We start from the raw sequence: 18,447 nt of genomic DNA on the forward strand, positions 1-18,447 counted from the left end.
GCGTTTCCTCACCGCTCGATCAGCGCAATGCGCTTGTTGTACCAGTTCATCAGCAGGGAAATGCTGATACTGATCGCCAGGTACACGCTCATGGTGATGGCAATGACTTCGATGGCCTGACCGGTCTGGTTGAGCACGGTACCGGCGAACAGCGAAACCATTTCCGGGTAACCGATACCGGCGGCCAGCGACGAGTTCTTCGCCAGGTTCAGGTATTGGCTGGTCAATGGCGGGATGATCACCCGTAGCGCCTGCGGAATGATGACCTTGCGCAGCGTCGGCCCTGGGCGCAGGCCCAGCGAACGTGCCGCTTCAGTCTGGCCGTGGCTCACGGACTTGATGCCCGAACGCACGATTTCGGCAATGAACGCCGCCGTATAGACCGTCAGGGCGAGGGTCAGGGCCAGCAGTTCAGGGATCAACACCCAGCCGCCAACGAAGTTGAAGCCTTTGAGCTCGGGCACTTCCCAATGCACCGGCGCACCGAAGATCAACGCGCAGAGCGCCGGGATCACGATGAACAGCGCAAGGCCTGCCCAGAACTTGTGGAACGGTACGCCCGTGGCTTCGAAGCGCTTGTTCGCCCAGCGCGTCATCAACACGATGGCAACAATGGCCAGCACCACGCTGATCACAAACGGCCACGCCGCATCGGTGGCAATCGCGGCCGGCATGTTCAGGCCACGGCTGCTGACGAAGAACGAGCCGAGAAACCCGTGGGCAGCCCGCGGCCCCGGCAGGGTCAGGAACACGGCGAAGTACCAGAACAGGATCTGCAGCAGCGGCGGAATGTTACGGAAGACTTCAACGTAAACCGTCGCCAGCTTGTTGATGATCCAGTTGTTGGACAGACGCGCGACGCCGACGATGAAGCCCAGCAGGGTCGCGAGGATCACGCCGATGAACGTCACCAGCAGCGTGTTGAGCAAGCCGATCAGGAAAACCCGCGCGTAGGTGTCCGACTCCGTGAACGGAATCAGGTGCTGCGCGATGCCGAAGCCGGCACTGTTTTCAAGGAAACCGAAACCTGAGGTGATACCCCGGTGTTGCAGGTTGGTCTGGGTGTTATCGAACAGATACCAACCCATCGCGACTACGGCGACAACCGTAATTATCTGAAATAGCCACGCACGCACTTTAGGGTCGCTGAGGCTGAGCCTCTGCTTGGGTGCGCTGATTTGATTTTGCATGGAGTGCCCCGGAAGAAATGCAACAAAGCGCCCGGCTGCGATTCACGCAGCCGGGCGCAGGTCAATCAACGCACTGGTGGTGCGTATTGAATGCCGCCAGCGTTCCACAGAGCGTTCTGACCGCGAGCAATCTCCAGAGGAGTGCCTGCGCCCAGATTCTTCTCGAACATTTCGCCGTAGTTACCGACTTGCTTGACGATCTGCACGACCCAGTCTTTCTTCAGCTTGAGCTGCGGACCGTAATCGCCGTCGGCACCCAGCAAACGCGCAACGTCAGGGTTTTTGGTGGATTTGGCTTCGGCTTCAACGTTTTTCGACGTGACACCTGCTTCTTCTGCGTTCAGCAGCGCGTAGCCCACCCAGCGAACGATGGTGGTCCAGTCTTCATCGCCACGGGCGACAACAGGGCCCAGCGGTTCTTTGGAGATGGTTTCAGGCAGAACGACGTAGTCCTTCGGCGAAGCCAGCTTGGAGCGCTGTGCGTAGAGCTGGGATTTGTCGGAGGTCAGCACGTCGCAACGACCGGATTCCAGCGACTTGGCGCTTTCGTCGGAGGTGTCGAAGGTGATCGGGGTGTACTTGAGGTTGTTGGCGCGGAAGTAGTCCGACACGTTCAGCTCAGTGGTGGTACCGGCCTGAATACAGATGGTCGCGCCGTCCAGTTCCTTGGCACTTTTCACGCCCAGCTTGCTGTTGGCCAGGAAGCCAACGCCGTCGTAATAAGTAACGAAGCCCGGGAACACCAGACCCATGCTCGCGTCGCGGGAGCTGGTCCAGGTGGTGTTGCGCGACAGGATGTCGATTTCGCCGGACTGCAGCGCGGTGAAGCGTTCTTTGGCGTTCAGCTGGCTGAACTTGACCTTGGTCGCGTCGCCAAAAATCGCAGCAGCGACAGCACGGCAGAAGTCGGCGTCGATGCCCTGGATCTTGCCGCTTGCGTCCGGAACCGAGAAGCCTGGCAGACCGTCACTGACGCCGCACTGAATAAAGCCCTTCTTCTGAATGGCGTCCAGCTTGGCACCCGCTTGAGCGAACCCGGTCAGACCGAGCGCTGCAGCGGCGGCCACTACAGCCAGGGTGGATTTCAACATCTTCATTCAAACCTCCAGTTTGCTCTTTGTTGTGTAGGAGCCTTAGCCCCGTCGCACCCTTGTGAGGCATTCATGACCCGTGCTGGCTTGTTTTTGGGTCATGCGACGTTGAACCCGTTAACCGCCACCGACGCCAGGCATCTGGTCATCGCGTGTTCGGCATGTTGCGAGTCCAGCAGACTGAAGCCCCATGATGTCCTTGAACCCCGAGGTTCAAAGCGAATCGTGCCGGGAATCCTGCTCGATGATCCCATGCTGCCTCTGACGCAACACACGGCTGTCTGCTTGATAGCCTATTAGTGTTACCGCCTGAGGTGAGCGCCTTCACTCCGCGGGTTGTGTAGCAAAGCCCGTACCACCATGCTGGCAATGTCGAATTAGCGACAGGTCAAGTTCAAAACTTGTAACCTTGCGACATCTTTCACTCACCCGCACACGAGCTGACGCACCGCCTTAAAGCGCTGCGCCAGAGGTGCCGCACACTAATGGAGCACACATGACTGAACCGCTGATCATCGACCCGGAATTGGCAGTCGACGCCTGCGTCATCTGGCTGCACGGTCTGGGGGCTGATCGCTACGATTTCCTGCCGGTGGCCGAGATGCTGCAGAAGACGCTGAAGACCACGCGGTTCATTCTGCCGCAGGCCCCGACCCGGGCCGTCACCATCAACGGTGGCTACGCGATGCCCAGCTGGTACGACATCAAGGCCATGAGCCCGGCCCGCGCCATCGACAGCGGCGAGCTGGAAGGCTCGGCACAAGACGTCATCAAACTGATCGAACAGCAACGGGACAGCGGCATCGACCCGGCCCGAATCTTCCTGGCAGGCTTTTCCCAAGGCGGCGCCGTGGTGTTGCACACCGCCTTCCTGCGCTGGGAAGGCCCCCTCGGTGGCGTGCTCGCGCTGTCCACGTACGCACCGACTTTCAGCGACGAGATGAGCCTGTCTGCGAGCCAGCAACGCATCCCGGCCTATTGCTTGCACGGGAGCAATGACCCGGTGGTCTTGCACGCCATGGGGCGAGCGGCTTACGAGCATTTGAAGGCCCAGGGCGTCACCGTGACATGGCAGGAATACCCAATGGAGCACGAAGTGTTACCGCAGGAAATTTCCGACATAGGTGTCTGGCTCGCGGATAAGCTTCGCTAGTCCACTCATTTGATCCTTCCAATTACGTTGCGGATTTGCTAGGACACTACGCCGCGCCGGGTTCTTGCTTTACACTCCCCGGCGTACATTCCTAAATCTATCGATGAGATCACCGTGCTCAAAGCACTTAAAAAGATGTTCGGAAAAAGCGAGGCTGAGCCGCTCGCGCCTGCTGCTCCCCTCCCCGTCCCCCAGCGCCAGACCGAAAGCGTCTCGCGGGAACCGTCAGCAGCAGACGTGCACGTGCCTGCGCCCGAGCATTTGCCAGCCACCGCACCGGCCGTTACGTCACCCGCCAAGGCTGAACGCCCGCGCCGTGAACGGGCGCCCAAGCCCGTCGTCATTCCCTGGAAATCAGAAGACTTCGTCGTCGAGCCCCTGGAAGGCAAAACCCGTTTCCACGATTTCCCCCTCGCCCCCGAACTGATGCACGCGATTCAGGACCTGGGCTTCCCGTACTGCACGCCGATCCAGGCGGGCGTTCTGGGTTACACCCTCAAAGGCCGCGATGCCATCGGCCGCGCCCAGACCGGCACCGGCAAGACCGCCGCCTTCCTGATTTCCATCATTACTCAACTGACGCAGACGCCTCCGCCGAAAGAGCGCTACATGGGTGAACCCCGTGCGCTGATCATTGCGCCGACCCGCGAGCTGGTGGTGCAAATCGCCAAAGACGCCGAGGCGCTGACCAAGTACACCGACCTCAACGTGATGACGTTCGTGGGCGGTATGGATTTCGACAAGCAGCTTAAACATCTCGAAGCGCGCCACTGCGACATTCTGGTTGCCACGCCAGGCCGTCTGCTGGACTTTGCCCAGCGCGGCGAAGTGCACCTGGACATGGTTGAAGTCATGGTGCTGGACGAAGCCGACCGCATGCTCGACATGGGCTTCATCCCTCAGGTCCGCTCGATCATTCGCCAGACTCCGCACAAGGGCGAGCGTCAGACGCTGCTGTTCTCCGCCACCTTCACTGAAGACGTGATGAACCTGGCCAAGCAGTGGACTACTGACCCTGCGATCGTCGAGATCGAATCACTGAACGTCGCCAGCGACACCGTCGAGCAGCACATCTACGCTGTTGCCGGCGCCGACAAGTACAAGCTGCTGTTCAATCTGATCAATGATCACGGTTGGGAGCGGGTCATGGTGTTCGCCAACCGCAAGGATGAAGTGCGGCGTATCGAAGAGCGCCTGGTGCGTGACGGCATCAATGCCGCGCAGTTGTCAGGCGACGTGCCGCAGCACAAGCGCATCAAGACGCTGGAAGGGTTTCGCGAAGGCAAGATTCGCGTACTGGTGGCCACTGACGTTGCCGGTCGCGGGATTCACATCGACGGCATCAGCCACGTGATCAACTTCACCCTGCCGGAAGTCCCGGACGACTACGTGCACCGCATCGGCCGCACCGGTCGTGCTGGCGCAGACGGCGTGTCCATCAGCTTCGCCGGTGAAGACGATTCGTATCAGCTGCCGTCGATCGAAGAGAAGCTGGGTCGCAAGATCAGCTGCGAAACGCCGCCGACCGTGTTGCTACGGCCGGTGGTGCGCGTGCAGCGGGCGATTCCTGCAGCGGAATAAGCTGCTCAGCAGTTGACCGCACTGACTGCGAATCACTGGGAATTCTTGGCACGGTGCCTCCCCTGGCACCCTGTGTCCAGCAGGTTACTTCCAGCGATCTGCAGCCTTGTGATCGCTGTCGCGGCCCTCAACCCAGCGCGGCCCTTCTGAAGTGTTTTCCTTCTTCCAGAACGGCGCGCGGGTTTTCAGATAGTCCATGACGAAATCACAGGCTTCAAATGCCGCCTGGCGATGGGCGCTGGCCGCCGCGACGAGCACGATTGGCTCACCCGGTTCCAACTCGCCTACCCGATGAATCACTTCCAGCTTGAGCAACGGCCAGCGCTGCTGCGCCTCATCAACGATTTTAAGCAGCGCCTTCTCGGTCATGCCGGGGTAGTGCTCGAGAAACATCCCCGCGACCTCACGGCCGTCGTTGAAATCCCGCACATAGCCCACAAAGCTGACCACCGCACCCACGCCGACGTTGGCGTCGTGCATGGCATTGACTTCCGCGCCCGGATCGAACGCGGCGGCTTGTACTCGAACTGCCATATCAGCCTCCGGTGACGGTCGGAAAGAACGCCACCTCATCGCCTGGTTCGACGGGCGTGTCCAGCGAGCACAGCTCCTGGTTGCGGGCGCACATGATGCCTTTCTCACTCAGCACTTCCCACACACCGCCGCGCTCGAGCAAATGCTGGCGCACGGCGTCGATGGTGGCGAATGAACCTTCAAGGTTCTCGCTCTCGGTGCCGAGGGTTTCGCGAAAACGCGCGAAGTATTGGACTTGTACGTGAATGGTCATTGGGCGCTCACCTGGTCGTTGGCGATGAAGTGTCCGCTCTTGCCACCGAGCTTTTCGAGCAACCGCACGTGTTCGATGGTCATGCCGCGGTCAACCGCCTTGCACATGTCGTAGATCGTCAGGGCCGCGATGCTGGCGGCGGTCAACGCTTCCATTTCCACCCCGGTCTGGCCTGAGAGTTTGCAGCGCGCAACGATGTGCACGGTGTCAGGGCTTTCGGCGGTGAGTTCGACCTTTACGCCCGTGAGCATCAACGGATGACAGAGGGGAATCAGATCGCTGGTTTTCTTCGCGGCTTGAATGCCCGCAATGCGCGCGACGGCAAATACGTCCCCTTTGGGATGCCCGCCTGCGACGATCATTTGCAGGGTTTCGGGCAGCATGCGCACGCGCGCTTCGGCCACCGCCTCGCGGAACGTAACGTCTTTTTCAGTGACGTCGACCATGTGGGCGCGACCTTGGGAATCGAGATGAGTGAGCACGGGATGACTCCTGAACAGGAGCGGGGATTGTAGGGAGTTAGGGCTGGAAGCTACAAGCTGCAAGCTGCAAGCTGCAAGCTGCAAGCTAACGACCCTGAGCGGACGTCGGCTTGCAGCTTGAGGCTAGAGGCTTGAAGCTGCTGTCACTTTACAAATGGCTCTCCGCGTATTCAGCCAGGATCGAGCGTGGGACACCTTGCAGACTGATGTGCACGCCGTTGGGGAAGTCTTTGAAACGCTCCGTCAGGTAGGTCAGCCCCGAACTGGTGGCCGACAGATAAGGGGTATCGATCTGCGCCAGGTTGCCCAGGCAGACCACTTTAGAGCCGGCGCCGGCACGGGTGATGATGGTTTTCATCTGGTGCGGTGTGAGGTTCTGGCATTCATCGATCAGGATCAGGCTCTGCTGGAAGCTTCGGCCGCGAATGTAGTTGAGGGATTTGAACTGCAGCGGCACCTTGCTCAGGATGTAATCGACGCTGCCATGGGTGTTTTCATCATCCATGTGCAACGCTTCCAGGTTGTCGGTGATCGCGCCGAGCCATGGCTCCATTTTTTCCGCTTCGGTGCCGGGCAGAAAGCCGATCTCCTGGTCGAGCCCTTGCACGCTTCGGGTGGCGATAATGCGGCGATAACGCTTGCTGACCATGGTCTGCTCGATGGCAGCGGCCAGGGCGAGAATGGTTTTGCCCGAGCCGGCCGCGCCGGACAGGTTGACCAGATGAATGTCCGGATCGAGCAGCGCAAACAGCGCCAGCCCTTGATAGATGTCACGCGGCTTCAGCCCCCACGCTTCCTGGTGCAGCAGCGGCTCCTGGTGCATGTCCAGCAACAGCAGCTCGTCAGGCTTGACGCCTTTGACCCAACCGACGAAGCCTTGCTCATCGATGATGAACTCATTGATGTGCACAGACGGAATCTGCTCGATCATCTGCACTTTGTGCCAGGTACGGCCATGATCCTGGCGGGTATCGACTTTGCTCACCCGGTCCCAGAAAGAGCCGGTCATGTTGTGGTAACCGCGGGACAGCATCGACACATCGTCGACCAGTTGGTCGGTGCTGTAGTCCTCGGCCTCGATGCCGCAGGCACGCGCCTTCAGGCGCATGTTGATGTCTTTGGTGACCAGCACGATGCGCGTGTCCTTTTTACGCGCATGCAGGTCAATCAGCTGGTTGATGATGATGTTGTCATTGAGGTTGTCGGGCAGCACCCGGTTGGGCTCTTGCCGCTTGTTCATGAGGATGGACAGATAACCCTTGAAAACGCCTGTACCGCGATCGATAGGTACGCCTTTTTCGACCTCCTCCGGGGTCGCTTCGCCGAGGGTCTTGTCAATCAACCGGATCGCCTGCCGACATTCAGCAGCCACCGAGTGCTTGCCCGCCTTGAGCTTGTCCAGTTCTTCCAGGACTGTCATGGGGAGTGCAACGTGATGTTCTTCGAAATTCAGAAGTGCGTTTGGATCATGGATCAATACGTTGGTATCGAGCACGTAAAGGATTGGCTGGTTAGAGGAAGGGGTGCGTCCGTGGTCATCCATACTCGCTCACCTTTGTAGTAGCCAAGTGACGCAACACACAGCGATGCTGCGCCACGAAAAGGCCGCCGAGGCTTTCCCCTTGAGGCAGGAGAAAATTGCGCAAAGTGGGGTCTGGAATGACGCCACCTGTGTTGCAGGGTTCGGCGGTCTGTTGTCGTAATACCGCAAAACCGATGACATAAAAACGCGTTTCGGCGCTTTTTGAAGTTTATTTCTCAGGGGGCAAATTAGCCCTTGGCGGATGGGTCAGCCGCGTTTAAAGTCGGAAGTCCGGTCCGGGACAAATCCTCAGAAATTTCCCACCTACCCTCTCATTGTTCTCCTTCTTTCACTGGCGGCGCCGTCTGCTCAACCGCTGCGCCCGGCTGCTCGGCTGGTTCGTCTGCGGCGTCATCGTCGGGCGTATCATCCTCCTCATCCGGTGTATCCTCTTCGTCCGCCAACTGCTGCGGATAGATATGGCAGTCTTCCCACATCACCCCGCTTTGCGCGGTATTGGCCATCAGCCATGGCACCGCCTGCTGCGGTTTGTCCGTGCTGTCATGGAACACCACATTGCCGCGCCGCCAGAGCAGCATCAGCGTGAGCACCCGGTTGGCAGCCTGCTCGGCGCTGATGCGTCCGGTGCTGTCCTGGGAATCGATGTTCCACAGCGAGACTCGCAGCTGCTGATCCCGGAAAAATGCCGCGCTGTCGGCACGACGATGGCCGTAAGGCGGGCGGAACAGCGGCACGAAATTGTCCGGCAGCTGCTGCTGAACCAGCGCGGCCGTACGCTCGATGGAGTCTTGCCAGTCGCGCCAGTGGGCGTGGGATCTGAACTCCCAGCCCTGCAGGCCGACGCATTGCTGGCGGTAGAGCGTTTGCAGCGCCTGGGGCGAGGTGCTGTCCAAACGACTTTGCAGGGCCTTGCCCAGCACAAAAAATGTGGCGGTGATCTTTTGCTGGCGCATGAAATCGGCCAGCCAGTCGGTCGCCCCGTCAGCAACGGTCGGACCGCTCTCGAAATTGAGCAGGAAAGTCCGGTCCGGCATTTCTTCGCCGCTGAGTTCGTCGGAGTTGTAGCGCTCGATCTCGCTGCTGGTCTGCGGGAACAAGGCGGCCATGCGCAACAGTTCGTTGAGATAACGCTGGTTGAAGGCATCGGCCGGCGCAGCCCACTTCGCATAGAAGGAATCATCGGCCACTTTGTATTCGGCGGCGCGCTGACGCAGCATCGGCACGTCGTCAACCAGCACACAGAATGATGCATCGGCTTCACAGGTCTTTTCAGCGAATGTCCAATTCTCGAACAGCCGCGTCCATAGCCGTGTGCGGATCAGGTTCACCGTCGGCAGGTTGATCTGCCGCAGGCCGAGACGCGCACTCAGCTGGGCGTCGCTGAGGTTTTCGCTTTCCAGCAACTGATGGGCGAAGCTGAGAATTTGCGCACGAGACGCGACGTCAAACAGCTGCGGCGTTTCCAGCGCCTCCGGCCAGACTGTGCGATCCAGCATCGCAATATCGCCAGTGGCCGCCTGTGCGTTGAGCCCCAGCAAGCAGGCTCCGATCATTAACAGCATGCGCAACACGACGTGCTCCCAATCCTTGATAAAGAGGCCGAAAACCGGCGAGGCACTATAGCGGATTTGCTTTGGGCCAGAATGCCGGATTCCGGCACCGCTGCTGTAGGAGCGCGCCTATCGACACCATAGCTGGAGTGATCCGCACGCAACCCCTAGAATCGCCCGACGATCAAAGGAGACATGCCCATGCTGATGGTGATTTCCCCAGCCAAAACCCTCGATTTCGACACGCCACCTACTACCAAACGCTACACCCAGCCGCAATTTCTGGATCACTCCCAGGAGCTCATCAGCCAGCTGCGCGACATGACCCCGGCGCAGATCGGTGAGCTGATGCATCTGTCCGACAAGCTCTCCGGCCTCAATGCCGCCCGCTATGGCAGCTGGAATCCGGCGTTCACCCCAAAAAACGCCAAGCAGGCGCTGCTTGCATTCAAGGGCGACGTGTACACCGGTCTCGACGCCGACACCCTGAGCGGACCTGATCTGACGTACGCCCAGAAGCACCTGCGTATGCTGTCCGGGCTCTATGGATTGCTGCGCCCTCTGGACCTGATGCAACCCTATCGCCTGGAAATGGGCACCAAGCTGGCCAACGCGAGGGGCAAGGACCTTTACGCATTCTGGGGCGACCGCATCAGCGAGTGGCTGAACGAAGCGCTGAAAGAACAGGGCGACGATGTGCTGCTCAACCTGGCGTCGAACGAGTACTTTTCAGCGGTCAAGCGTCCGGCACTTAATGCCCGCGTGATCGAAACCGAGTTCCGCGACCAGAAAAACGGTCAGTACAAGATCATCAGTTTCTACGCCAAGAAAGCCAGGGGCATGATGACTCGCTTCGTGATTTCCGAGCGCATCAGCAAGCCCAAAGACTTGACGCAGTTCGATGCTCACGGCTATCGATACAGCAAAGAGCTGTCCTCCCCGGACAAGCTCATCTTCCTGCGCGATGAGCAAGACGCCTGACCTGCACCTACCCGTCCTTTTCGCCCGCAAGCATCGCCCGTCTTCAATCGTTGACGGGCGCCGCAACGTCATTCGATCCCCACTTCGGTGCACCTCTCAGGACACATGCCTTGCATTTTAAGTGCGCATCGGGTGGTCCCATCATTCGAATGCGTCTATCCATCCAACCGAAAGTAAAGATTAACAGTGACTCTGTTCGCAATTTCCCCACTTACTTAGTTCATAACCTGCAGTTTGCGCGGACGAACGGTAGTGCTGCCGACTAATTGGCGCCAACTAACAGTCAAAAAATTAGTGATCATTTTTTTCTCAAAAATTTAACAACTTTTTTTGCGGATTTCGGCACGTTCATTTGAACTAGTGGCACTCCAGTCTGCACGTCGGCCAAAGCCTTACAAACTAAGGCTCAAACCTTGATTGGGTTCACGTTGGATCCTGCTGAAAACCGCCGGGTGTTACGAAAAATCTCAAAAAGAGGACGAGCGGCCAGGAACTTATGGGGAATGCCCACGCTCCTACTTCCCGTAACAATTCTCGTCCCCCATGTAGGATATCTCTTACATGGCACATGGACAGATCTGGAAGTTGCTTCTCAACGAAGTTAGACCCATTGGTCAAGTGGTACGTACAAGGAGTCACGCACCAAACTAGTTGAAGTGAACTGAGCTAGCACCATTCGGGTGCCCGCAGTCGTGAATCGGGGCTGATTCATCGGGAGACGGCTAAAAGCCTTGTCCTTGACCGCCTGAGCACGACGCGCAAACCATCCGTTGGAGTGCCTGCCACATCCCAGATCGGGAACCTATATAAATATGTATGGGCTACTCGACACTTTTGATCTGTAACATTCGGGTTTGCCTTTCATATAGGTAACTCACCCTTAATTCTGCCTGTGCTTGTCACGCGACATTCATTGCCGTGCGTACGAGTGCGCAAAAGTTGTAAGACAGTTTTTATATTCGGCCAACTAATGGCGTAAACATCGAGGAGATTACTATGCGTATCAGCATCTTTGGTTTGGGCTATGTCGGTGCAGTCTGCGCAGGCTGCCTCTCGGCGCGTGGTCATGATGTTGTTGGCGTGGACATCTCCGCCGCCAAGATCGATCTGATCAACAAGGGCAAATCGCCAATCGTTGAGCCAGGTCTGGGCGAGTTGCTGGAAACCGGCATCAAGACCGGCAAACTGCGCGGCACAACAGACTTCTCCGCAGCCATTCGCGACACTGACCTGTCGATGATCTGCGTCGGAACGCCAAGCAAAAAGAACGGCGATCTGGAGCTGGACTTCATTGAATCGGTCTGCCGCGAAATCGGCTTCGTACTGCGTGACAAGAGCACCCGTCACACCATCGTCGTGCGCAGCACCGTTCTGCCGGGCACCGTCGCAAACGTTGTCATCCCGATCCTCGAAGACTGCTCGGGCAAGAAGGCCGGCGTCGACTTCGGTGTCGCAGTCAACCCTGAATTCCTGCGTGAAAGCACCGCGATTGCCGACTACGACCATCCGCCAATGACCGTTATCGGCGAATTCGACAAGGCGTCCGGTGACGTTCTGCAGTCCCTGTACGAAGAACTCGACGCACCGATCATCCGCAAGGACATCGCCGTTGCCGAAATGATCAAGTACACCTGCAACGTATGGCACGCGACCAAGGTCACCTTCGCCAACGAAATCGGCAACATCGCCAAGGCAGTCGGCGTCGACGGCCGTGAAGTGATGGACGTGGTTTGCCAGGACAAGGCTCTGAACCTGTCGCAGTACTACATGCGCCCAGGCTTCGCGTTCGGCGGTTCCTGCCTGCCGAAAGACGTCCGTGCCCTGACCTACCGCGCCAGCTCTCTGGACGTTGAAGCTCCCCTGCTCAACTCCCTGATGCGCAGCAACGTCTCCCAGGTGCAGAACGCTTTCGACATCGTCGCCGCCAGCGACACTCGCAAAGTTGCCCTGCTGGGTCTGAGCTTCAAGGCCGGTACCGATGACCTGCGCGAAAGCCCACTGGTCGAGCTGGCAGAAATGCTGATCGGTAAAGGCTATGACCTGAGCATCTTCGACAGCAACGTTGAATACGCTCGCGTTCACGGCGCCAACAAAGACTACATCGAGTCCAAGATCCCGCACGTTTCGTCCTTGCTGAACTCGGACTTCGACGCGGTCATCAACAACTCCGACGTGATCATCCTGGGTAACCGCGACGAGCGCTTCCGTGCACTCGCCAACAACGCGCCAGCCGGCAAGCGTGTGATTGACCTGGTGGGCTTCATGAAAGGCACCACCACCGAAAACGGTCAAATCGAAGGTATCTGCTGGTAACACACAGCGAGCTGCAAGCCACGAGCTGCAAGTTTCAGGCTTCATCCCTCCAGTCCCGGGCTTCAGCGCCAGCGACTGGAGGTTTGAAGCTTGCGGCTTGAGGTTGCAACTGACTTAGGGATACACACTATGCAAAGGCTGAAGCACGGCTTCCTCCAGGCCGCAGGTTGGCTGTTTTATCTGACGTTGCTGGCGGCCATAGCCATGGCGCTGCCTGCATCGCTGTTTGACTCGCACTCCAAAGATTTTATTTTCCTGATCGGTATCGTCGGCATCTGGCGTTACTCGATGGGCGCAACGCACTTCGTGCGCGGCATGATTTTCCTGTACATCGTCTACCCGCACCTGCGCCGTAAAGTGCGCAAGCTGGGCAAGGCAGCCGATCCATCCCACGTGTACCTGATGGTCACCAGCTTTCGTATCGATGCGCTGACCACCGCTCAGGTGTACAGCTCGGTGATTCGCGAAGCCATCAACTGCGGCTTCCCGACCACCATCGTGTGCTCCCTGGTGGAAATGTCCGACGAGCTGCTGGTCAAGGCACTGTGGGCCAAGTACAACCCGCCGGAGCACGTGAAGCTCGACTTCGTGCGCATCGCCGGTACCGGCAAGCGTGACGGTCTGGCGTTCGGTTTCCGCGCCATCTCCCGCCACATGCCGGACGACCGCTCCGTGGTTGCCGTGATCGACGGTGACACCGTGCTGGCTGAGGGCGTGGTACAGAAAACCGTTCCGTGGTTCCAGCTGTTCGGCAACGTCGGCGGCCTGACCACCAACGAGTTCTGTGAAGTCCGCGGCGGCTACATCATGAGCGAGTGGCACAAGCTGCGTTTTGCTCAGCGTCACATCAACATGTGCTCGATGGCGCTGTCCAAGCGCGTGCTGACCATGACCGGCCGTATGTCGGTTTTCCGCGCCACCGTGGTGACGGACCCGGCGTTCATCGCCGACGTGGAAAGCGACTCGCTGCAGCACTGGCGTCTGGGCCGCTTCAAGTTCCTGACCGGCGACGACAAGTCCAGCTGGTTCAGCCTGATGCGCCTGGGCTACGACACGTTCTACGTGCCGGATGCCGCGATCAACACCGTTGAGCACCCGCCGGAAAAAAGCTTCCTGAAGGCCAGCCGCAAGCTGATGTACCGCTGGTACGGCAACAACCTTCGGCAGAACTCCCGCGCATTGGGTCTGGGCGTTGGTCGTCTCGGGGTCTTCACCAGCATCGTGCTGTTCGACCAGCGCGTGTCGATGTGGACGTCGATCCTTGGCCTGACCGTCGCGATGCTGGCGAGCCTGAAGTTCGGTATCGAATACCTGCTGGCGTACCTGCTCTGGATTGGCATCACCCGTCTGATACTGACGCTGCTGCTGTCGTGCAGCGGTCACAAGATCGGCCCGGCCTATCCGATGATTCTCTATTACAACCAGATCGTCGGCGCACTGATGAAGATCTACGTCTTCTTCCGTCTCGACCGACAGTCCTGGACCCGCCAGGACACAAAACTGAGCCGCGACATGGCCAGCTTCCAGGGTTGGTTCAACACCTGGTCGTCGCGGACCATGACTTTCTCGGCTGGCAGCATCTTCGTTGCCGTGCTGCTGACAATGGTCTGACCGGGCCTCTGACCGAAACAATGGATCAACTCGATTAATCAGGAATTACCACCATGAATACAGCCGTGAATGCCAATGTCGTACATGAATCCGAAGCCCAGCGTCAGCACGCACGGGTCAAGATCCCGGCCAAACTGCGACTGCTCAATGGTCAGCCGAACGCTCCACTGGTGCGTGTCGAAGACCTTTCCGCAGGCGGTCTGAGCTTCGTTGCTCCTGCCAACCTGCGCCCAGGCGTCGGTGAGGTCATCAAGGGTCGTCTGCAGTTCCTGATCGACAACCTCGGTCTGGCCATGGACGTTGACCTGCAAGTGCGCACCATCGATTCGAGCACTGGCCGTGTCGGCTGCCAGTTCCAGAATCTGGAATCGCAAGACATCTCGACCCTGCGTCACCTGATCACTTCGCACCTCTCGGGCGATCTCATCAGCATGGGCGAAGTGCTGGCGACCCTGCAGCGCGATAACTTCACCAAGGCACGCAAATCCAAAGACGGCGGCAGCGGCCTGAGTGCTTTCGGTCGTCTGCGCGCCGTGACCTTCAGCATCGGTATCTTCGCTGTCGGTGTGATTGCATTCGGCTTTGTCGCCAAGTCGGTCTACGGCATGTACTTCGTCAGCCACTCCACGTCGGGCCTGGTCAGCGTGCCAAGCCTGGATGTCACGATGCCCCGTGAAGGCACCGTGACCAGCCTGGTTACGCCAAACGGCAACGTCGCCAAAGGCGCACCGCTGGCGACCTTCAACACCAGCATGCTGGACATGTTGAAAGGCAACCTGGACCCGGATGAAATGCAGCCGGCCAAAATCGAAGAACTGTTCGGTCGTCAACTGGCCGGCACCATGACCAGCCCTTGCGATTGCGTCGTGGCCAAGCAACTGGTTGCCGACGGTCAGTACGCAAGCAAAGGTCAAGTGATCTTCCAGATGGTCCCGCGCAACGTCGCCGCCAATGTCGATGCTCGCTTCACCTACCGTCAGTTCGCCGATGTACAGCCGGGCGCTCGCGTGACCTTCCAGGTCGCTGGCGAAGACGGCGACCACAGCGGCAAGATCGTCAGCGCCACGGCTTTGAGCCCTGCTGACCTGTCCTCCGACATCCGCGTTCAGATCCAGCCTGACGAAGCCATCAACAGCAGCCTGGCAGGTCGCCCGGTTGAAGTGGTGAGCACTCGCGGCCCGTCGCTGAACTGGTTGATCGATAAAGCCACGGCGGCAGGTTTCTAAACATGGCTAGCCCACTACGAAGCTTGTCAGCCCCTACATTGTTGAGCCTGGCGATCGCTATCGGTTTGGGCGGCTGTGCCGGCCTGCCCGATCAGCGCCTGGCCAACGAAGCCCTGAAACGCGGCGACACCGCGCTGGCGGAGCAGAACTATCGGCAACTGGCGGACCTGGGCTATAGCGATGCACAGGTCGGCCTCGCGGATATCCAGGTGGGTACCCGCGACCCGGAGCTGATCAAGCAGGCCGAGGCAACGTATCGCGCTGCAGCCGCCACTTCGCCTCGGGCGCAATCGCGCCTGGGCAAGTTGCTGGCGGTCAAGCCGAACTCCACCGAAGCCGAGCAACGTGAAGCCGAAGGTCTGCTGAAGAAGGCCTTCGCCAATGGCGAAGCCGGCACGCTGATTCCGCTGGCGATGCTTTATCTGCAATACCCGCACACGTTCCCGAACGTGAATGCGCAGCAGAAGATCAACGAATGGCGCGCTGGCGGTTACCCGGAAGCGGGTCTGGCCCAGGTGCTGCTGTATCGCACCCAGGGCACTTACGACCAGCATCTGGCTGAAGTCGAAAGCATCTGCAAGCAAGCCCTGCGCACCACCGACGTTTGCTACACCGAGCTGGCGACGGTCTACCAGAAGCGTGGCGAAGCCGACAAACAGGCTGCGCTGATCGAGCAGATGCAAAGCGGCTACGCCATGGGCAGCGTGCCTGCCATGCGTGTCGACAGCGTTGCTCGCGTGCTGGCGGATTCGACCCTCGGCAAGCCGGACGAAAAGACCGCGCAATCGCTGCTGGAGAAAGTCGCCCCCGGTTACCCCGCTTCGTGGGTCAGCCTGGCGCAGTTGCTGTACGACTTCCCCGAACTGGGCGACGTCAACAAGATGATGGAATACCTGGACAACGGCCGTGCTGCGGATCAACCGCGCGCCGAGTTGCTGCTGGGCAAGCTGTATTACGAAGGCAAGCTGGTCTTGCCGGATGCAAAGAAAGCCGAAGAGCACCTGATCAAGGCCGCTGCGACGCAGATCTCCGCGCATTACTACCTGGGTCAGCTGTATCGCCGGGGTTATCTGGGCCATCCAGACCCGCAGAAAGCTGTCGACCAGTTGCTGACCTCCGCACGCGGCGGCCAGAACAGTGCCGACTTCGCCCTCGCGCAGTTGTTCTCGCAAGGCAAAGGTATCAAGCCTGATCCGGTCAACGCATGGGTCTTTGGCCAGCTCGCACTGGCTCAGGGCACGCCGCAAGCGACGGATCTTGCGCAACAACTGAACGAACAATTGCCGCCTGAGAAGCGCGCCCAGGCGCAGAGTCTTCTCCAGCGAGAACAGCAGGTCCGCGGCACAACCGCGCAAAACGCGTTGGCCTTGCAGACCCTGCAAGAAGAAAAAGACGGCGGGGACGCACCTCTATGAAGCTTAAGTTGAACCCTCTGATGGCGGCCGGATTCGGTCTGGGCTTCTCCCTGATCTGGGCCACGCCGACACTGGCAGCCCTGACCGACACTCAGAATTTCGGCATCGAAGTCAAAGCGACCGGCCAGATGGAAGACGACCGTGACCTCGGCACCCGCAGCGGTGGCGACGTCAACGGTGTCGGTCTGGATCTGCGTCCGTGGGCCTATGGCGAGTGGGGCAACTGGAGCGGTTACGCGATGGGCCAGGTAGTCACCGCTACCGACACCATTCAGACCGACCCGCTGGATCAGCAGGTCACTGACGCAAACGGTCAGAGCGCCCAGCGTTCGCGCAGCACATCGAACAGCCGCAAAGTGGATGACAGCTACGCCGCCCTGCGCGAATTCTGGATCGGCTACAGCGGTTTCACGCCTTACCCTGGCGAGATCCTGAAAGTCGGTCGTCAGCGTCTGCGCAATGACGACGGTCAGTGGCACGACACCAACATCGAAGCGGTGAACTGGACCTTCGACACCACCCTGCTCAAGGCAGAAGTGGGAGCCGCCCAGCGCTTCAGCGAATACCGAACCGACCTGACCGAACTGTCGGCACAGGACAAGGATCGCTCGCACCTGTATGGCGACGTGGAATACCAATGGACGCCGGGCCAATGGGCGGGCGTTCGTGCGCACCACAGTCATGACGGCGGCAGCCTGAAACAACAGGGTTCAGCCATCGACGACCTGGACAAGACCTCGCGGGGCGACCTGACCTGGCTGGGTCTGCAGGCCAACAGCGACGCGTACAACTACCGCAACCTGAACACCGTCAACTATTGGGGCAGCCTGACCTGGCTGACCGGCGATCGTGACCGCATCGGCACCACCTACAACGCGGCCGAAGATCAGTACGTGGCCGGTGAGAAGAACAACGAAAACGTCAACGGCTGGGCCACCGACCTGGGCCTGCGTTTCCGCCTGGACCCGATGTGGCAAGTGGGCGGCGCCTACTCCCGTGCCAGCAAGAACTACGAGCAGAACGGTCTGGAAAGCAACCGCTCGAACTGGACCGGTACCCGCTCGCGCGTGCATCGCTTCGGTGAAGCGTTCCAGGGCGAAATGGCCAACGTAGAGTCGGGCTCGCTGTTCGCGTCCTGGCAGATGCAGGACGAGTACGACGCCTCGCTGATCTACCACAAGTTCCGTCGTGTCGACGGCCATTCGGGCATCGGCGGCGCGGGTATCAACCCTGCTCAGGAAAATGTCGATGACGATGGCGTCAGCACATTTGCCTCGCTGCCCCTCGAAGACGGCCGCAAGGACCTGGGCCAGGAAATGGACCTCGTCGTCACCAAGTACTTCAAGCAAGGCCTGCTGCCTGCTGCGGTAAGCCAGTCGTTCGACGAGCCATCGGCGCTAATTCGTCTGCGCGCAGGCGTGTTCAAACCGGGCGATGCGTACCACAGCGGTGTAGACGATTACATGCACCGCGCCATCGTCGACGTCATCTGGCGCTTCTGATGCAAGCCGCGATAGGAGTGCA

At 59.4% G+C, this 18,447-nt stretch carries 15 protein-coding genes; 8 read left to right on the forward strand and 7 right to left on the reverse strand.

Features of this window, described 5'->3' with window-relative positions; genetic code table 11:
* Positions 1–8: 8 nt before the first annotated feature.
* Both QWI20_RS22475 and QWI20_RS22480 read right to left on the reverse strand, forming a co-directional pair.
* Positions 9–1,190 carry an amino acid ABC transporter permease gene (locus tag QWI20_RS22475; RefSeq protein WP_369307291.1) on the reverse strand — a complete coding sequence of 394 codons (1,182 nt, stop codon included), beginning with the start codon at positions 1,188–1,190 and terminating at the stop codon, positions 9–11.
* Positions 1,191–1,255: 65 nt separating this feature from the next.
* Positions 1,256–2,287 (reverse strand): amino acid ABC transporter substrate-binding protein, encoded by a 1,032-nt coding sequence (locus QWI20_RS22480; RefSeq protein ID WP_369307292.1) that lies wholly within the window; start codon positions 2,285–2,287, stop codon positions 1,256–1,258.
* 490 nt (positions 2,288–2,777) lie between these two features.
* Between QWI20_RS22480 and QWI20_RS22485 the strand changes: the two genes are divergently transcribed.
* Both QWI20_RS22485 and rhlB read left to right on the forward strand, forming a co-directional pair.
* A complete protein-coding gene (locus QWI20_RS22485) occupies positions 2,778–3,434 on the forward strand; it encodes an alpha/beta hydrolase (RefSeq protein WP_282369562.1) in 657 nt (218 codons plus the stop codon).
* Positions 3,435–3,548: 114 nt separating this feature from the next.
* On the forward strand, positions 3,549–5,015 hold the full coding sequence (gene rhlB / locus QWI20_RS22490; RefSeq protein ID WP_369307293.1) for an ATP-dependent RNA helicase RhlB: 1,467 nt from the start codon (positions 3,549–3,551) through the stop codon (positions 5,013–5,015).
* A gap of 84 nt (positions 5,016–5,099) precedes the next feature.
* Here the strand turns inward: rhlB and moaE are convergent, their stop codons facing one another.
* From moaE to QWI20_RS22515, 5 genes are all read right to left on the reverse strand, one after another.
* The gene (gene moaE / locus QWI20_RS22495; RefSeq protein ID WP_369307294.1) at positions 5,100–5,549 is read right to left on the reverse strand and encodes a molybdopterin synthase catalytic subunit MoaE; all 450 of its coding nucleotides are present in this window, start codon (positions 5,547–5,549) and stop codon (positions 5,100–5,102) included.
* A 1-nt stretch (position 5,550) separates the two neighbouring features.
* Entirely contained in the window at positions 5,551–5,796 is a 246-nt protein-coding gene (locus QWI20_RS22500; protein WP_346630880.1) for a MoaD/ThiS family protein, read from the reverse strand.
* A gap of 2 nt (positions 5,797–5,798) precedes the next feature.
* Positions 5,799–6,284, reverse strand: coding sequence for a cyclic pyranopterin monophosphate synthase MoaC (moaC, locus tag QWI20_RS22505; RefSeq protein ID WP_369307295.1), 486 nt, complete (start codon positions 6,282–6,284; stop codon positions 5,799–5,801).
* A gap of 148 nt (positions 6,285–6,432) precedes the next feature.
* Positions 6,433–7,827, reverse strand: a complete 1,395-nt coding sequence (locus tag QWI20_RS22510; RefSeq protein WP_122535850.1) for a PhoH family protein — start codon at positions 7,825–7,827, stop codon at positions 6,433–6,435.
* 311 nt (positions 7,828–8,138) lie between these two features.
* Positions 8,139–9,395 (reverse strand): polysaccharide deacetylase family protein, encoded by a 1,257-nt coding sequence (locus tag QWI20_RS22515; protein WP_369307313.1) that lies wholly within the window; start codon positions 9,393–9,395, stop codon positions 8,139–8,141.
* A 183-nt stretch (positions 9,396–9,578) separates the two neighbouring features.
* On the opposite strand from QWI20_RS22515, the gene yaaA reads away from it, so the two are divergent.
* The 6 genes from yaaA to QWI20_RS22545 all read left to right on the forward strand — a co-directional run bounded on the left by yaaA (position 9,579) and on the right by QWI20_RS22545 (position 18,425).
* Positions 9,579–10,358, forward strand: a complete 780-nt coding sequence (yaaA, locus tag QWI20_RS22520; RefSeq protein ID WP_369307296.1) for a peroxide stress protein YaaA — start codon at positions 9,579–9,581, stop codon at positions 10,356–10,358.
* Positions 10,359–11,354: 996 nt separating this feature from the next.
* Complete coding sequence (locus QWI20_RS22525) at positions 11,355–12,671, forward strand: nucleotide sugar dehydrogenase (RefSeq protein ID WP_192171832.1); 1,317 nt, start codon at positions 11,355–11,357, stop codon at positions 12,669–12,671.
* Positions 12,672–12,800: 129 nt separating this feature from the next.
* Positions 12,801–14,282, forward strand: coding sequence for a glycosyltransferase family 2 protein (locus QWI20_RS22530; RefSeq protein ID WP_369307297.1), 1,482 nt, complete (start codon positions 12,801–12,803; stop codon positions 14,280–14,282).
* 53 nt (positions 14,283–14,335) lie between these two features.
* Complete coding sequence (locus QWI20_RS22535; RefSeq protein ID WP_369307298.1) at positions 14,336–15,508, forward strand: PilZ domain-containing protein; 1,173 nt, start codon at positions 14,336–14,338, stop codon at positions 15,506–15,508.
* A 2-nt stretch (positions 15,509–15,510) separates the two neighbouring features.
* The gene (algK, locus tag QWI20_RS22540; protein WP_369307299.1) at positions 15,511–16,923 is read left to right on the forward strand and encodes an alginate biosynthesis TPR repeat lipoprotein AlgK; all 1,413 of its coding nucleotides are present in this window, start codon (positions 15,511–15,513) and stop codon (positions 16,921–16,923) included.
* On the forward strand, positions 16,920–18,425 hold the full coding sequence (locus QWI20_RS22545; protein WP_346627007.1) for an alginate export family protein: 1,506 nt from the start codon (positions 16,920–16,922) through the stop codon (positions 18,423–18,425). The genes algK and QWI20_RS22545 overlap by 4 nt, the downstream gene beginning before the upstream one ends.
* Positions 18,426–18,447 lie beyond the last annotated feature (22 nt).

The sequence above is a fragment of the Pseudomonas sp. W2-17 genome (genome assembly GCF_041060445.1).
GTDB lineage: Bacteria > Pseudomonadota > Gammaproteobacteria > Pseudomonadales > Pseudomonadaceae > Aquipseudomonas.

Bases quoted from the DNA above. Each gene is read 5' to 3' on its own strand.
- QWI20_RS22475 (WP_369307291.1), bottom strand. From the start codon at position 1,190: ATGCAAAATCAAATCAGCGCACCCAAGCAGAGGCTCAGCCTCAGCGAC.
- QWI20_RS22480 (WP_369307292.1), bottom strand. From the start codon at position 2,287: ATGAAGATGTTGAAATCCACCCTGGCTGTAGTGGCCGCCGCTGCAGCG.
- QWI20_RS22485 (WP_282369562.1), top strand. From the start codon at position 2,778: ATGACTGAACCGCTGATCATCGACCCGGAATTGGCAGTCGACGCCTGC.
- moaE (WP_369307294.1), bottom strand. From the start codon at position 5,549: ATGGCAGTTCGAGTACAAGCCGCCGCGTTCGATCCGGGCGCGGAAGTC.
- QWI20_RS22510 (WP_122535850.1), bottom strand. From the start codon at position 7,827: ATGGATGACCACGGACGCACCCCTTCCTCTAACCAGCCAATCCTTTAC.
- yaaA (WP_369307296.1), top strand. From the start codon at position 9,579: ATGCTGATGGTGATTTCCCCAGCCAAAACCCTCGATTTCGACACGCCA.
- QWI20_RS22525 (WP_192171832.1), top strand. From the start codon at position 11,355: ATGCGTATCAGCATCTTTGGTTTGGGCTATGTCGGTGCAGTCTGCGCA.
- QWI20_RS22530 (WP_369307297.1), top strand. From the start codon at position 12,801: ATGCAAAGGCTGAAGCACGGCTTCCTCCAGGCCGCAGGTTGGCTGTTT.
- QWI20_RS22535 (WP_369307298.1), top strand. From the start codon at position 14,336: ATGAATACAGCCGTGAATGCCAATGTCGTACATGAATCCGAAGCCCAG.
- algK (WP_369307299.1), top strand. From the start codon at position 15,511: ATGGCTAGCCCACTACGAAGCTTGTCAGCCCCTACATTGTTGAGCCTG.
- QWI20_RS22545 (WP_346627007.1), top strand. From the start codon at position 16,920: ATGAAGCTTAAGTTGAACCCTCTGATGGCGGCCGGATTCGGTCTGGGC.